General features: G+C 62.8%; 9 protein-coding genes. 3 read left to right on the forward strand and 6 right to left on the reverse strand.

Annotation, left to right across the window (positions count from 1 at the left end):
- Nucleotide 1: 1 nt before the first annotated feature.
- Complete coding sequence (locus tag AB4P96_RS12515) at nucleotides 2–772, reverse strand: fumarylacetoacetate hydrolase family protein (RefSeq protein ID WP_138450180.1); 771 nt, start codon at nucleotides 770–772, stop codon at nucleotides 2–4.
- Complete coding sequence (locus tag AB4P96_RS12520) at nucleotides 769–1,434, reverse strand: fumarylacetoacetate hydrolase family protein (protein WP_138450178.1); 666 nt, start codon at nucleotides 1,432–1,434, stop codon at nucleotides 769–771. The genes AB4P96_RS12515 and AB4P96_RS12520 overlap by 4 nt, the downstream gene beginning before the upstream one ends.
- A 128-nt stretch (nucleotides 1,435–1,562) precedes the next feature.
- Between AB4P96_RS12520 and hpaA the strand changes: the two genes are divergently transcribed.
- Nucleotides 1,563–2,423 carry a 4-hydroxyphenylacetate catabolism regulatory protein HpaA gene (hpaA, locus tag AB4P96_RS12525; protein ID WP_138450176.1) on the forward strand — a complete coding sequence of 287 codons (861 nt, stop codon included), beginning with the start codon at nucleotides 1,563–1,565 and terminating at the stop codon, nucleotides 2,421–2,423.
- Here the strand turns inward: hpaA and adeC are convergent.
- Both adeC and AB4P96_RS12535 read right to left on the reverse strand, forming a co-directional pair.
- A complete protein-coding gene (gene adeC / locus AB4P96_RS12530) occupies nucleotides 2,350–3,819 on the reverse strand; it encodes an AdeC/AdeK/OprM family multidrug efflux complex outer membrane factor (protein WP_395600828.1) in 1,470 nt (489 codons plus the stop codon). The two genes, hpaA and adeC, sit on opposite strands and share 74 nt — an antisense overlap.
- Nucleotides 3,819–4,613: a helix-turn-helix transcriptional regulator gene (locus AB4P96_RS12535; protein ID WP_026013880.1), complete on the reverse strand. Its 795-nt coding sequence runs from the start codon at nucleotides 4,611–4,613 to the stop codon at nucleotides 3,819–3,821. Before AB4P96_RS12535 ends, adeC begins: the two co-directional genes overlap by 1 nt.
- A gap of 504 nt (nucleotides 4,614–5,117) precedes the next feature.
- Between AB4P96_RS12535 and AB4P96_RS12540 the strand changes: the two genes are divergently transcribed.
- On the forward strand, nucleotides 5,118–11,375 hold the full coding sequence (locus AB4P96_RS12540; protein ID WP_395600829.1) for an amino acid adenylation domain-containing protein: 6,258 nt from the start codon (nucleotides 5,118–5,120) through the stop codon (nucleotides 11,373–11,375).
- A 231-nt stretch (nucleotides 11,376–11,606) separates the two neighbouring features.
- Here the strand turns inward: AB4P96_RS12540 and AB4P96_RS12545 are convergent, their stop codons facing one another.
- Nucleotides 11,607–11,909, reverse strand: coding sequence for a DUF6124 family protein (locus tag AB4P96_RS12545; RefSeq protein WP_236461107.1), 303 nt, complete (start codon nucleotides 11,907–11,909; stop codon nucleotides 11,607–11,609).
- A gap of 636 nt (nucleotides 11,910–12,545) precedes the next feature.
- Between AB4P96_RS12545 and AB4P96_RS12550 the strand changes: the two genes are divergently transcribed.
- Nucleotides 12,546–13,388, forward strand: coding sequence for a hypothetical protein (locus AB4P96_RS12550; protein ID WP_170040434.1), 843 nt, complete (start codon nucleotides 12,546–12,548; stop codon nucleotides 13,386–13,388).
- Between the two features lie 34 nt (nucleotides 13,389–13,422).
- Here the strand turns inward: AB4P96_RS12550 and AB4P96_RS12555 are convergent, their stop codons facing one another.
- Nucleotides 13,423–14,940 carry an ArnT family glycosyltransferase gene (locus AB4P96_RS12555; protein WP_395600830.1) on the reverse strand — a complete coding sequence of 506 codons (1,518 nt, stop codon included), beginning with the start codon at nucleotides 14,938–14,940 and terminating at the stop codon, nucleotides 13,423–13,425.
- Nucleotides 14,941–14,966: the final 26 nt, after the last annotated feature.

The raw sequence follows: 14,966 nt of genomic DNA on the forward strand, positions 1-14,966 counted from the left end.
CTCACGCCTCTTTACGGGCGGAGAAAAACTCCGCTTCGCTGACAATTCGGTTGACCAGGCGACCTACGCCTTCGACTTCCACCACCACTTCATCGCCCGGCACCACATCGGCCAGGCCTTCGGGCGTGCCGGTGGCGATCATGTCGCCGGGTTGCAGGGTCATGAAGCTGGAGAGGTACTCGATCAGGTAGGGGATATCGAAAATCATGTCGCGGGTGCTGCCTTCCTGACGCAGTTCACCGTTGATCCAGGTGCGCAGGGTCAGGTTGCTCGGGTCGGGCACGTCCGCGACATCGACGATCCACGGGCCGACCGGGGTGGTGGCGTCACGGTTTTTCACGCGCAGGTTGGGGCGGTAGTAGTTTTCCAGGTAGTCGCGGACCGCATAGTCGTTGCACACCGTGTAACCGGCCAGGTAGTCCAGGGCATCCGCGCGCTTGACGTTGCGCGCGGTCTTGCCGATGACCGCCACCAGCTCGCACTCGTAGTGCATGTAGGCAACGTTATCCGGGCGCCAAGTGACTTGGCGATGGCCGGTGTAGGTGCCCACCGACTTGATAAATGCCAGCGGTTCGGTGGGCGGTGTGAAGGCCAGCTCGGCAGCGTGGTCGGCATAGTTCAGGCCCAGGGCGAACATGCTGCCGGTGGCCGGTGGCAGCCATTGCACCTGTTGTTCGGCGAGCAGGCGGCCGTCGTTGAGGCGCACGCTGCAATCAGCCTCTACCTGTACGTGATGGGTTTCGCCTTCAAAACGGATACGAGCGTGTTTCATGCGTGTGCCTCCGCCTGCACGGTGTTGGCCAGGCGACCGATACCGTTGATTTCAACCTCAACCTGGTCCCCAGGCTGCACATCCACGCGGCCCTCCGGTGTGCCGGTGATCAGCACATCGCCGGGGTATAGGGTCATGAACTCGCTGATCTCGGCGATCAATTGCGGGATGTCGCGCACCCAATGGGTCGTCGAGTTTTCCTGGCGCAGTTCGCCGTTGACGAACAACTTGAGGCTCAGTTGGTTAGGGTTTGCAACTTGATCACGCGGGATCAGCTCGGCGCTTAACGCGCAAAACCCGTCACGGCATTTGGCTTTGACGGCGGGGCGGTAGTAGCTGTCTTCCGGCAGGCTGAATTCATTGACCACCACATAACCGGCCACATGCGCCATGGCGTTTTCCAGGCTGACGCGGCTGGTGCGCTGGCCGATCACCACGCCCAGCGCCGGCCCCGGTTGCAGGCGTTCGCCCGCGGGATGCAGCACTACACCGCCATGCTTGTTGCGTGTGTTGGGGGTCTTGATAAACAGCACCGGCTTGGCAGGCGGCTTCTGGTAGGGCGCCTGCTGGAAGGCGGCGAGATGCTGGTCCAGCAGACCCTGGTAGTTCAGCGCAACGCCGAACAAGGTGCCGCTGGCAACATCATGCAGGGTACGGCTCATGCGTTTCTCCTGGCGGTGGCGACTGCTGCATAAGCAGTTCGTTAATGTGTTAACGTTATAATTAATATGTTAACTACCGTCAAGCGTGGCAAAATCCGGCGGGATCAAAACAATAAGAAGAGTGTTCTGTGAAACCGATTCCGAACATCAACATCGGGCAGGTCTACGACCAGCGTTACAGCGATGCCGAGGTGCATTACGACAAGCTCGGCAACCTGGCGGGGTTTTTCGGGCGCAATATGCCCGTGCATCGGCATGACCGGTTTTTCCAGGTGCATTTCGTCAAGAGTGGCGCGGTGCGGGTGTACCTGGATGACCGCCAGTTCGTGGAGTCGGGGCCGATGTTTTTCCTCACTCCGCCCACAGTGCCCCATGCGTTTGTTACGGAGCCGGATGCCGACGGGCATGTGCTGACCGTGCGTCAGCAACTGGTGTGGGCGTTGATCGACGCCGACCCCAGCCTTGCATCGGGCGCCGCCTGCGTGGCGCTGACCGCCGATGCCGAAGGGCTGGATCAACTCTTCGGGGAACTCAGCAGCGAGATCAACGCGCAAAGGGCAGGGCGCGCCGCCGCATTGGAGAGCCTTACCCGCCTGATCATGATTCGCCTGCTGCGTCTGTGCGCCAACAGCCTGCCGGCCCGCCCGACACGGCATGAAGACCTGCGCATTTTCCATCGTTTCAACGAACTTATCGAAGCCCACTACCTGGAACACTGGCCGCTGGCGCGTTACGCCGAGGGGATTGGCGTGACCGAAGCGCGGCTCAATGAGGTGTGCCGACGCCTGGCCGACCTGCCGTCCAAGCGCCTGATCCTGGAGCGGCTGATGCAGGAAGCCAAGCGTCTGCTGCTGTTTACCGGCAGCTCCGCGAATGAAATCTGCTACCAGCTGGGGTTCAAGGACCCGGCGTATTTCAGCCGGTTTTTCCTTCGTTATGCGCAGGTGACACCGGGGGAATATCGGCTGCGGCAGTCGGGCTTGGGTTGACGCTCCAGGCGCCGCCCAGAGCCGTGTACAGGTTCACCTCCGCGACCAGTTGCGCCAGCCGATCGACAATCAGCGCCTGCTGCGAACTGAACAAGGAACGCTGCGCATCGAGGAACGTCAGGTTGCTGTCCACACCGCTGCGGTAGCGGTGCTGGGCCAGGTCGTAATAGGCCTGGTTGGCGGCGACAAAATCCCGTTGCGCGTCCAACTGGTCGTTAAAGGTTTGCCGGGCGGCGAGGCCGTCGGCGACTTCCTGAAACGCCGTTTGAATGGATTTTTCGTACTGCGCCACCGTAATGTCTTTCTGCAGTTTGGCGTAGTCGAGGCTGGCGCGCAGGCTGCCGGCGTTGAAGATCGGCAGGTTGATTTGCGGCTGGAAGGTCCAGGTGCCCGCGCCGCCCTTGAACAGCCCCGACAGCTCCTTGCTGGTGCTGCCGGCGTTGGCGGTGAGCGTCACCGACGGAAAAAATGCTGCCCGCGCCGCGCCGATATTGGCGTTGGCGGCTTGCAGTTGGTATTCGGCCTGGAGGATATCCGGGCGCCGTTGCAGCAGGTCGGAGGGCAAGCCTGCGGGCAGGCGCGCCACCAGGTCATCAGCGAGCGGGCGCGACGGCAGGTTTTCATCCACCGGGCCGCCCACCAGCAGGGCCAGGTTGTTGACATCCTGGGCGACCTGGCGCTCATAGCGGGCCACGCTGGCGCGGGTGCTTTCTACTGCCGTGCGGGCTTGCACCACATCCAGTGCCGAGGCCTTGCCCGCGGTTTTGCTGCGGCTGGTGAGCTGCCAGCTGTGGTCGTTGGCGGTCAGGGTTTGCTGCGCCAGGGTCAGCAGCTCCTGGTCGGCGCGCCAGGTCAGGTAGGCATTGGCGACGTTGGCCACCAGGCTCAGTTGCGCGCTGCGCCGCGCCTCTTCGGTGCCCAGATACGTGAGCATCGCCTGCTCGCTGAGGCTGCGCACCCGTCCGAACAGATCCAGCTCATAGGCACTCAGGCCCAGGGTGGCCGAATAGTTGGAAGTGATCGCCGACTTGCCGGTGCCGGTCAGATCGCCCGGTACTTTCTGGCGTTTGCCGGCGCCGCTGGCCGATATCGCCGGGAACAGGTCCGCTCGCTGGATGCGGTACTGCGCCTGAAACGCCTGCACATTCAGCGCCGCTACCCGCAGGTCGCGGTTATTGGCCAGTGCTGCGCCAATCAGCTGTTGCAGCGCCGGGTCGTGGAACAGCTGCTGCCAGTCCGGCTCGACCGCCACAGTGCCGGCTTGCGCCAGGCTGTAGACCCCGCCTTGTGGGTACTGCGCCGGCACCGGCACAGCGGGCCGCTGATACTCGGGGATCAGCGAGCAACCGCCGAGCACCCAGGCCATGCCAACGGTGGTGAGGGTGAATTTTTTCATCAGGCGCCAACCATCCATTTGGCCAGGCCATGGCGCCCGCTGACGCCCAGTTTGGCGGCGGCACGCTTGAGGTAGGTTTCGATCGAGCTGTTTTTCACGCTGAGTTTTTCCGCCATTTGCGGCACGGTGCCGCCGGTCAACAGGCCCAGGCACACCTCCTGCTCACGCGCCGACAGGGTGATATCGCTGAGGGACAGGCGCTTGTAGAACTCGCGCTGCAACTGTGACTGTTCCAGCTGGCTGTGGGCTGGTTCGGCCTGGCTGTGAGGGGCCTGGCGCAAAATCCGCGCATGCCGTTCCATCAACGGCAACAGGGTGTCCGACAAGCACTTGAGAAACGACAGTTCTGCCAGGGAAAAGCCTTGTTGGGTCGGCGGGCGGTAGAACGAAATCACGCAGCGTCGGTTGCCCTGGCGCGAGACCAGGTTGCACTGGTGCGAGGTGCCGCGTGGGTGTGCGCTGTTGGCCTTGGCCTTCATCTGGATCAGCAACGGGTCTTGCATGCGCAGCATTTCCCGTAGCAGCGGGTGGTCGTTCAACGCATGTACGGGCTGGGGCGCCAGCAGGTGTTTTTTCAACCCGGCGCTGCCCAGCAGCTGAATATCGATCGCGCTGTCACGCAGTTCGTCGAGTGTCCATTCACTCAGGTCGACCAAGTGAATCGGCACCCATTTATCCACCAGATGCAGCATGTTGGCGGCGAAATTTTCCTGGCCGCTGTTTGAAATCAATTCACCCATTTCGGCGTAGAACTGCGGGCTGTGGGCGCCGCCAATACTAGAAGTCAGACTCATAGCCATCTCATCCTTGATGTCGAAAACCGTCAACGGGTGCCCTGGGTCTGTGTGGGGCGGCCCGTACTCCTTGAACGTGACTCTTCTTCAGCGTCATTCGGCGTTCGAGATTTTATTTAGCCATAGCGATTTGTCCTACGTATGTAGCGGAAACGAGGGACACAAGCTGCCATAAAAACTACGTCATTAATTCGACGTTTCAGACGGAGAATTCCGCCAACGAAAAACCATGGCTAAAAATTAGAGCTGATTAACCAATTGATATTTATAGTAAAAATAAGTAATTGGGGCGTGTTGAGAAAAACTGACTGCGGCCATGTGTAGTCAATTTCCTACAGCGCTTTAATCGTTTCAGCAGTCAACCATCAGCCAAGCCCGTTTCCATCCATATGAATGTCCGGGTTTCGGGTGACAGACACCTTCGGATCGCCATGCTCAAATCCGGCAATTTTGGCGAAATGGGCCCGTGTGCGGCCGTGCCGGACTCCTATTGAGAAGGATCTTATGAAGCATTCCCCAAGCTTCCCCCTGACTGCCGCCCAGCAGGACATCTGGCTCGACCAACTGCGAGCAGGCGACTCGCCGCTATACAACATTGGCGGCTATATGGATTTCGCCGGCCCCTTGGTGCCGGAACTGATCCAGCGCGCCGCCGAGCTGCTGGTGGCCAAGCACGATGCCTTGCGCACCCAGTTGCACACCGATACCGACGGCTTGCCTCGACAGACCTTCGACGCTGCGCTGACGGTGCAGGTACAACGGCACGACTTCTGCGCGCTGCAAGACCCGCAGGCCGCGAGCCAGGCGCTGATGCAAGCGCAAATGGCCCGGCCCTATGCGATGAGTGGTGAACCGTTATTGCGGTTTGTCCTGGTCAAGCTCGATGACGACCACTACCGCCTCGGCATCCAGGCCCATCACCTGATTCTCGATGGCTGGGGCTTTGGCCAGGTGCTGCAATCCCTGGCCCGGCTGTACACGGACCTTGAACAGGGGCGGCAACCGGAGCCGTACGCCCCGTCCTATATCGACTTTATCGACACGGACCTGCGTTACCAGGCATCGGCCCGTTACGCCCGTGACCGCGCGTACTGGCTGGACAAATACCAGGTGCTGCCCGAGCCGTTGCTGACGCCGCGCCACAATGCCCCGGCGTCGAGCAACACCTGGGTGGAGCCGTTCCCGGTGGTGCTGCTCAACCGCATGGAGCAAGTCGCCAACCGTTACCAGGCCTCGGCCTTCCATGTGTTGCTGGCGGCGCTGTACGTGTATTTCACCCGCACCAGCCAGCGTGAAGAGTGGGTGGTGGGGCTGCCAATTCTCAACCGTTCCAACGCGCGTTTTCGTTCCACCGTGGGCTTGTTCACCCAGGTCAGTGCAGTGCGTTTCCAGTTCGATGCGCAATTGCCGTTCAGCGCGGTAGTGCGCGGTGTGCGTGACCAGCTCAAGCAGGACTTTCGCCACCAGCGTTTTCCCCTGAGCGAGATGAACCGTGAACTAGGCCTGCGCCGTACCGATCGCGGCCAGTTGTTTGATTTGTCGGTGTCCTTTGAGCAGGACGATCACGACCTGCGCTTCGGCCAGGTCCAGGCCCGCGCGGTCAAGGTATCCAACTACCACGAGCCGCTGCCGATTGCCTTCCACCTGCGCAGCAACCGTTACCAGGACACTGCTTGCCTGCACTGCGTGTACAACGAGGCGTGGTTTCGCGAGGACGAGGTGCAGGCGTTGGCGCAGCGCTTTACCTGGCTGCTGGAGCAGGGGTTGGCAAATACCGCGTTGACGCTGGCTGAGTTTGCCTTGGTGACGCCGGCCGAACAGCTCCGGTTGCAGCAGTGGAATGCCACCGCACAAGCGCCTGCCAGCGCGCAAACCCTGCATCGGCGCATCGAGGCGCAAGCAGCGCGCACGCCTGACGCCATTGCGGTGGTGCATCAGGACCGGCAATTGACCTACGCCCAGCTCGATCAACAGGCCAATGCCCTGGCCCACCAATTGCTCGAACATGGCGTGCAGCCGGATGACCGTGTGGCGATTGTGGCGCGGCGCGGGTTGGACACCGTGGCCGGGTTGCTGGCGATCCTCAAGGCCGGCGCCTGCTACGTACCGGTGGACCCGGCTCACCCGGCCGAGCGCCTGAGCTACCTGCTGCACGACAGTTCCCCGGTGGCGGTGCTGGCCCAGCACAACGTGCTGGCGCGCCTGCCGATGCTCGACGTGCCGATAATCCGTTTGGACCTGCCGACGCATGGCCGCAGTGACAGCCCACCGGTGGCGGTCACGCCGTCGAACCTCGCGTATGTGATCTACACCTCAGGCTCCACCGGTTTGCCCAAAGGCGTGATGGTTGAGCACCACACCGTGTCGAACCTGGTGGACTGGCACTGCCGCGCCTTCAACCTGCACGCGGGCAGCCAGACGGCCAGCGTGGCCGGCTTCGGTTTTGACGCAATGGCCTGGGAAGTGTGGCCGGCGTTATGCGTGGGCGCGACCTTGCACCTGGCGCCGGCACAGGACGACGCCCAGGACATCGACGCGCTGCTCGACTGGTGGCGTGCGCAGCCGTTGGACGTGTGCTTTTTGCCGACGCCGGTGGCCGAGTACACCTTCAGCCAGCGCCTGCAACACCCGACCCTGCGCACCCTGCTGATCGGCGGCGACCGCCTGCGCAGTTTCAGCCGCGCACAAACCTTCGACGTGATCAACAACTACGGCCCCACTGAAGCCACCGTGGTCGCCACCTCCGGGCGCGTCGAGGCGGGCCATGCGCTGCACATCGGCGCGCCGATCGACAATGCCACGGTGTACGTGCTGGATGAACAGCGGCGCCCGGTGCCGATTGGCGTGGCGGGGGAGCTGTATATCGGCGGCAAGGGTGTGGCGCGGGGTTACCTGAACCAGCCTGAACTGAGCGCCGAGCGCTTTGTGGATGACCCGTTCAGCGAGGGCCGGATGTACCGCACCGGCGATCTGGCGCGCTGGCTGCCCGACGGCAACCTTGAGTACCTGGGCCGCAATGACGACCAGGTGAAAATCCGTGGCGTGCGCATCGAACTGGGGGAAATCGAGTCCGCGCTGGCCAGCCATCCGGCGGTCCAGGAAGCCGTGGTGCAGTGTCGCGAGGGCCAGTTGTTGGCTTGGTTTGTCGCCCGGCACAGCGTCGAAATCGAAGCGTTGCGTGCCCATCTGCAAGCCTCGCTGCCCGATTACATGCTGCCGGCAGCCTATGTGCAGTTGGAGGCGATGCCGCTGACCGCCAACGGCAAGCTCGACCGCAAGGCGCTTCCTGCGCCCACCCAGCAAGCCTTTGTCACGCGCCAGTTCGAAGCACCGTACGAAGGCGCGGAAACCCTGCTGGCGCAGATCTGGGCTGAACTATTGCAGGTGCAGCAAGTGGGGCGCCATGACCATTTCTTTGAACTGGGCGGCCATTCGCTGTTGGCGGTGCAGTTGGTGCAGCGCATGCGCCAGGCCGGCTTGCATGCCGATGTGCAGGTGTTGTTCGGCCAGCCGACGCTCGCCGCGCTGGCGGCGGTCAGTGGAGGCAGTGAGGTACAGGTGCCGGGCAATCGTATTGCGCCAGGTTGCAGCCACATCACCCCGGACATGCTCGCACTGGCCGAACTCGACCAGCCGAGCCTGGATCGTATCGTCGCCGGCATCCCCGGTGGGGCTGCCAATGTGCAGGAAATCTACCCGCTGGCGCCGTTGCAGGAGGGCTTGCTGTACCACCACCTCACGGACGCGCGCGACCCCTATCAGCAACATGCACTGTTCAGTTTTGCCCGTCGCGACCAGTTGGAGGCGTTTGCCCAAGCGTTGCAGCAGGTGATCAACCGTCACGATATTCTGCGCACCAGCCTGGTGTGGGATGCGCTTGAACAACCGATGCAAGTGGTGTGGCGCCAGGCGCAGTTGCGCGTCGAACCGCTGCAGGATCAGCACGCACCGCTGGATCTGCGCCAGGCGCCGCTGATGGCACTGGATTACGCCGAGGAGCCGCACAACCAGCGCTGGGTCGCCAAGTTGCGCTTCCATCACCTGGTCAACGACGCCACCTCGACCACTGTGCTGGTGGATGAAATTCGCGCCCACTTGCTGGGCCAGCAGGCGCAATTGCCGGAACCGGTGCCTTACCGCAACGTGGTCGCGCAGGCCCGCTCGGCAGCGCGCCAGGCGGCCCATGAGGCGTTCTTTCGCGAGCGCCTGGCCGACGTTGACGAGCCGACCCTGGCGTTCGGCTTGCAGGAGCGCCAGGCCAATCGCGCCGACATCGAAGCGGCCGAACGGCCCCTGGCAGACGCCCTCAACCTGCGCCTGCGCGCCCAGGCGCGAGCGCTTGGGGTGAGTGCCGCGAGCCTGTTTCACCTGGCCTGGGCCCAGGTACTCAGCCGGGTCGCGGGCCGCGATGATGTGGTGTTCGGCACCGTGTTGCTCGGCCGTTTGCAAGCCGGCGAGGGCGCCGACCGTGCCTTGGGCATGTTCATCAACACCTTGCCGCTGCGCGTGCGCCTGGCCGGGCAAAGCGTGGTCGCTGCGCTGGCAGACACCCATGCGCAACTGAGCGCGCTGGTCGCCCATGAACAGGCATCGCTGGCCCTGGCCCAGCGTTGCAGCGGTGCATCGCCGCTGTTCAACAGCCTGCTCAACTATCGGCACACGGCGGCGGACAGGGACCTGAACCTGGTGCCGGGCATTGCGCTGCTCAGCAGCGAAGACATCCTCAGCTACCCGCTGATGCTGACGGTCGACGACGTCGCCAGCGGCTTTCGCCTCACGGCCAAGGCGCCGCGCAAGGTCGGTGCCGAGCGCTTGCTGGATTATATCGAGACGGTGTTGTGCGGCCTGGCGGAAGCCCTTGAACACGCGCCGACCACACCCCTGCGCGAGGTACAGGTGCTGCCGGCCAGCGAACTGAAAACGCAGTTGCTGGACTTTAATGCGACCCACACCGACTACCCCGAAACCCTCACCGTCCAAGCCCTGTTCGAAGCCCATGCGCGGCAGATTCCCAATGCCATTGCGGTGCAGGCCGGCGAACGGCAGTTGACCTACCGCGAGCTCAACGAGCGTGCCAACCAGCTTGCCTTTCACCTGCGCGAGCGCGGCGTCCAGCCGGATTCGCGTGTGGCCCTGTGCGTCGAGCGCGGGCTGGAGCTGGTGGTGGGGTTGTTGGCGATCCTCAAGGCGGGTGGCGCCTATGTGCCGCTGGACCCTGGCTACCCGCGCGAACGCCTGGCCTACATGCTCAGCGACAGCCAGCCCGTGGCGTTACTGGTACACGCGGCCACCCGTGACTTGCCCGGCGAGGTGTCGATGCCCGTGATCGACTTCGACCGCTGCGCCTGGAACCAGGCACCTGGCGGCAACCCGTTGGTGCCCGGTTTGAGCGTCGCCAACCTGGCCTACGTGATGTACACCTCCGGTTCCACCGGCACGCCCAAAGGCGTGATGATCGAGCATCGGGGCTTAAGCAACCTGATGCACTGGGGCTCCCGGTTGTGCCCGAATGCCCGGGGCGGCGCCTTGTTGCAACGTGCGCCGTTCAGCTTCGATGGCTCGGTGTGGGAGCTGTTCTGGCCGCTGACCAATGGCATGCGCCTGGTGCTCGCACGGCCCGATGGGCACCGTGAACCGGCGTACCTGGCCCAGGTGATCCGCGAGCAACAGATCAGCGTGATCAAGTTCGTGCCGGCGATGTTGCAGCAGTTTCTGGAACTGGAAGAATCCGCGCTGTGCACCAGCCTCACCGACGTGCTCTGCGGCGGCGGTGAGTTCACTGAAGCCCTGGCCCGAGGCGTGCAGGCACGCTTGCCCAACGTGCGTTTGCATAACGTCTACGGCCCCACCGAAGCCACGGTGGACAGCAGCGCCTGGACCCTGGAACCCGGCGCCGCCGTGCCGGCCGTGCAACTGCCGATTGGTCGGGCGATCAACAACACCCGCCTGTATGTGTTGGATGAACATGACACGCCGGTGCCCATGGGCGTCAGCGGCCAACTGCATATCGGCGGCGTCGGCGTTGCGCGGGGTTATTTGGGCCTGGAACAGATGACCGCCGAGCGCTTTATCGACAGCCCGTTTGTGGCCGGTGATCGGCTGTATCGCACCGGCGATCTGGTGCGTTACTTGCCCGATGGCAACCTTGAGTTCCTGGGGCGCAATGACTTTCAGGTCAAGCTGCGGGGCGTACGCCTGGAGCTGGGCGAAATCGAATCGCGCCTGGCCGCGCACCCGGCGCTGCGGGACGTGGCGGTGCTGATTCGTGATGAGCGTTTGGTGGCGTACTTTACCCTGCGCGGGCAAGCGCCAAGCCTGGAAGCCTTGCGTGCGTACGTGTTGGAACAGTTGCCTGAATACATGGTGCCGGCGGCCTTTGTGCAGCTTGATGAATGGCCGCTTAACCCGGCTGGCAAACTCGACCGCAAAGCCCTGCCGGAGCCTGGGTTGGAGGCGGTGGTGAGTCGCGCCTATGAGGCTCCGGTGGGTGAGGTGGAAACCCTGATGGCGGGCATCTGGGCCGACGTGTTAAAGCTTGCGCGGGTAGGGCGTCACGACCACTTCTTCGAATTGGGCGGGCACTCGTTGCTGGCGGTGAACCTGGTGGCACGGATGCGCAAGGCTGGGTTGGAAGTAGATGCGCGCACCTTGTTCAGCCAGCCTACGTTGGCGCAATTGGCAGCCTGTACCACTGCTCAGGTACAGCGCGTGGACGTGCCGCAAACCGCGATCCCCCAACTCAACCGCCGCCGCCGGATCTGAAGCCTGGAGGCGGGCAATGTGGGAGCCGGGCTTGTCGGGTCGCCGCATCGCCGCGATAGCGGTAGTTCAGGCAACGCCTCTGTTGCTGATACGCCGCTATCGCAGCATGGGTATCTACACAACGTTTGAAGGCAGCCAATTTCTCCACAACAGCCCACCTGCCACAAAACCGGTTGTGTAGATACCTATGGCTATCGCAGGCAAGCCAGCTCCCACATTTTTAGACCACAGTCAGGCAGTTGGTTTTGGAGGGTTCAGGCACTCGATAGAGCGGTCCACCGTGGTCTTGGCCACCTCCAGCAAATGCCACACCGCCAGAATCTTCGCCCGCTGGGGGCTGGCCAGCAGATCGCCGCAATTGAGAGCGGTCGCTGAAGCGCTGTCGAGCAAGCTGGCGGTGTAGAGCAGGGCGTCTTCGAAGCTCAGGTCTTCGATTTGAACACCTTTGGAGGGCAGGTAATGGTCGATGGCGCGATTGAAGGCGGCGCGGTCTTTGGTGCAATTGCGGGGTGGGTCGGGGACGACTTTTTTCATGGTGTAACTCCGTGATGATTAGGAGTCGACACCCGTCGCGACTAAGCGAATGGGTGGCGGCTGTGCGCAGGTTAGTCGACCGGTCATCACGAAACCCGGCGCACCCGAAGGCGCCCTACGCACAGCCACCATAAAAATCGGTAGAAGACCGTGCGCGTGATGTTAGCGGGCGACTAAACCCGATCACTGATGAGCAGTGACGGATCGCAGACTAGCCATCGATTCCAACAGGCACAAGGCGGCAGGGATTGTCTAGGAAACGTCCTGCAATTAAAAGGGATGCGTCTTGCTGGCCTTTTACAAACCATGACCAAACGCCATCAACCGCCGGACCCGATTTGATCGTTCCCACGCTCCGCGTGGGAATGCAGCCCGCGACGCTCCGCGTCGCAAGTGCGCAATGGTGGAGGGACGCAGCGCGTCCCAAGAGGCGTTCCTTTGCTGCGCGTGGGAACGATCGCCATCAACCGCAGGTTCCGATGGAACCTTTTTTGCCGTCACCACCAACACACTGTGCAGTTTCGCCTGAAACGTCGGCGTCAGCGTTTCGACGCCGTTGGATTTTGATGGACAACCTGGCTCATGACCCCAACGCTTGGACACTTTCAGCCTTTCATACAGACGCGCGCGCCGACGTTGCCTACCCCTCGCACAGAGGCCGACACCTCCAGCCTGCCGACGCGCGCGCAAACACGGCCGGCGGATGATCAACGCTCAGCGACGCAAATCTACAAGGACAACCCCATGCTGGGCACGGGCATCATGTCACGCGCCTATGGCTGGAACCCACAAAGGCGTGAGCGCCAAACCCGATTGATCACCCACTTGAAGCGACAGGTGGGCGACTTTACCGCCGCCAACCCAGACCCCGTGTCGCGCGCCGACGCCATGTATCGCCTGGCGCGGGTGATCCACCACATCGACAACGACCCCTGTCTGCGCCGGGTCAAAGGCAGTTATCCAGGGGATGGGCGCCTGGACGTGCAGGGTATAAAAGGGTTTGCGTCCGAGGTGGACCGCCTGACTCAGTTCGCCGAGCAAGGCTACCGCGTACTGGGGGAGGGCGGTCGTGGGGTCGTCTGGCCAAAGCCTGCCCCCCACGGCCGCGCAGCAGGTGACCGACGCGCGGTGCAGGCAATCACTGTGAATCCCTTGTTCAAGGCACTTGATAACGTGCTCGACGCGAACGAACGGCTCGCCTTCAAAGTGCTCGTAGGCGGTGACTGGAACGACCCCCGGTTACCCGCCGATGTTCGCGCAGCCAGTGCCGCGAATGCTGAACACCTCCTTGAATTCATTGATCAGCAAGGCGGCGCCCATTCCACGGCCAGTAACGGCGAAATAGACGGAAGGGTGGAGGACGTTCCTGACCTTCCTGCGTCTTACCTGACACGTGACCATTTCACTTACCCCGGTTCTGAAGCGCGGCGGCTGTCGGATTTTGCTTATGTCGGTTATGCCGTGTTTGAGAAGCGCTAGCGGCGTTCCAGGCAGGGTGACGCCGATAATGCCGTCAGCGTGGCGTAGGAACAAACGCCACACTGCCCCCCGAGCGCTTCTGGAACAACCGCTCGCCATTATCCGGCTGTGTGGTGATCACCGTGTGATCCGCGCCCAGGTAGGCCAGCGGCGTCGGGTCTTCCTTGGAATACTGCGCGACGATAATGGTGTGCTGCGGGTCGAAGCCCTGGCCGCTGGTTTTTTCCAGCCAGGCCATCAAGGCGGCGCTGTCGCCCTGGCGCGGGAAGTCCTGGGTCTCGCTGACGTAGTAGAACGGTTTGCCGCCATTTTGCAGGTACATCGGCACTTTGTTGTCGACTTCTACCATCACCATCTGCCATTGATTCCACGGCGCACTTTTGACCGCCTCGGCCTGTACGTCGTCGGCGAAGCGGGTCACGCCGCCATTGCCGTTGACCCAGGGATAGATCCCTCCGAGCACCAGCAACAGCAGACCTGCAGTGAAGCCGAAGCCTTTTTGCCAACGCGGCCAGCTGGCGGTTTTTTGCTCCAGGCGTTCACTCAACCACCAGGCCGCCAACAACTGGGCAAAAGGCACCAGCGGCAGCACGTAGTAGCTGCGCCGGCTGCCACTGGCGGTGAAGAATACAAACAGCAGGCCCAGGCCCCACACCAGCCAGCGCACGTTCGGTGGCGTGTGGCGCCAGTTGCGCAGCGCCAGCCACAGGCCCAGCAACCAGCACGGTGCCCAGGGCAAGGTGTAGGCGGGCAGGTAGATCAGGTAGGTGTAGATCGGCCCCATGTGGTCGAACGGGTCGAAGAAACGCACGACGTTTTCCTTGAACACCAGTTCAAGGCCACTCTCGCCGTAAGTCGGCGCCCCGTAGAGGTGGGACAGCACGAAGGGAATCGCATAAAACGCCGCTGCAATCAGCATGGCCAGCAGCAGGCGCAGGTTGAGGTGGCGCTTGTAGCGGTGCTCGCTGAGCAGGTGCGGCAGCAGCACCAGGCCCGGCAGCACAAAACCGATCAAACCTTTGAACAGCGAGGTGGCCGCCAGCAGCAGGAAAAACACCGTGTAGCGCCCCAGCCGCGTGTCGTCCGGCCCGCGCCAATACCACCACACCGCCGCCAGCACGCCGCACACGGTGAGGATGTCGGCCGTGGCCACGCGCGCCCAGAACAGAAAGTAGAAGGTGGTGGCGAGCATCCAGCCGGCAATCAGCCCGGTGCCTTTGCGAAACAGGCGTTCGCCGATCAGGTACACCAGCCAGATGCTCAGCCACGCCGCAATCACCGACGACAAACGCAGCGACCAGGGGCCAAGCCCGCCCATCAGGTTGGCGAAGCCGGTGATCAGCCAGTAGGAGGGCAGGGGTTTGTCGTAGTAGGGCGCGCCCTTGAGGTAGGGGTCGAAGTAATCACCACTTTGCAGCATCTGCAACGCGATGTTGGCCCAGCGGGTTTCCGGCCCCCACAAGTCGCGACTGCCCAGGCCCAGCAGCAGGAGCAGCGACGAGACGCCCAGCAGCAGCACCAGGGCGCCGCGTTCGGTTTTGAAGACACTCATGGGCGGCTCTCAAGGCAGACGTAACG

Source organism: Pseudomonas sp. B19125, assembly GCF_044218855.1.
GTDB classification, from domain to species: Bacteria; Pseudomonadota; Gammaproteobacteria; order Pseudomonadales; family Pseudomonadaceae; genus Aquipseudomonas; species Aquipseudomonas edaphica.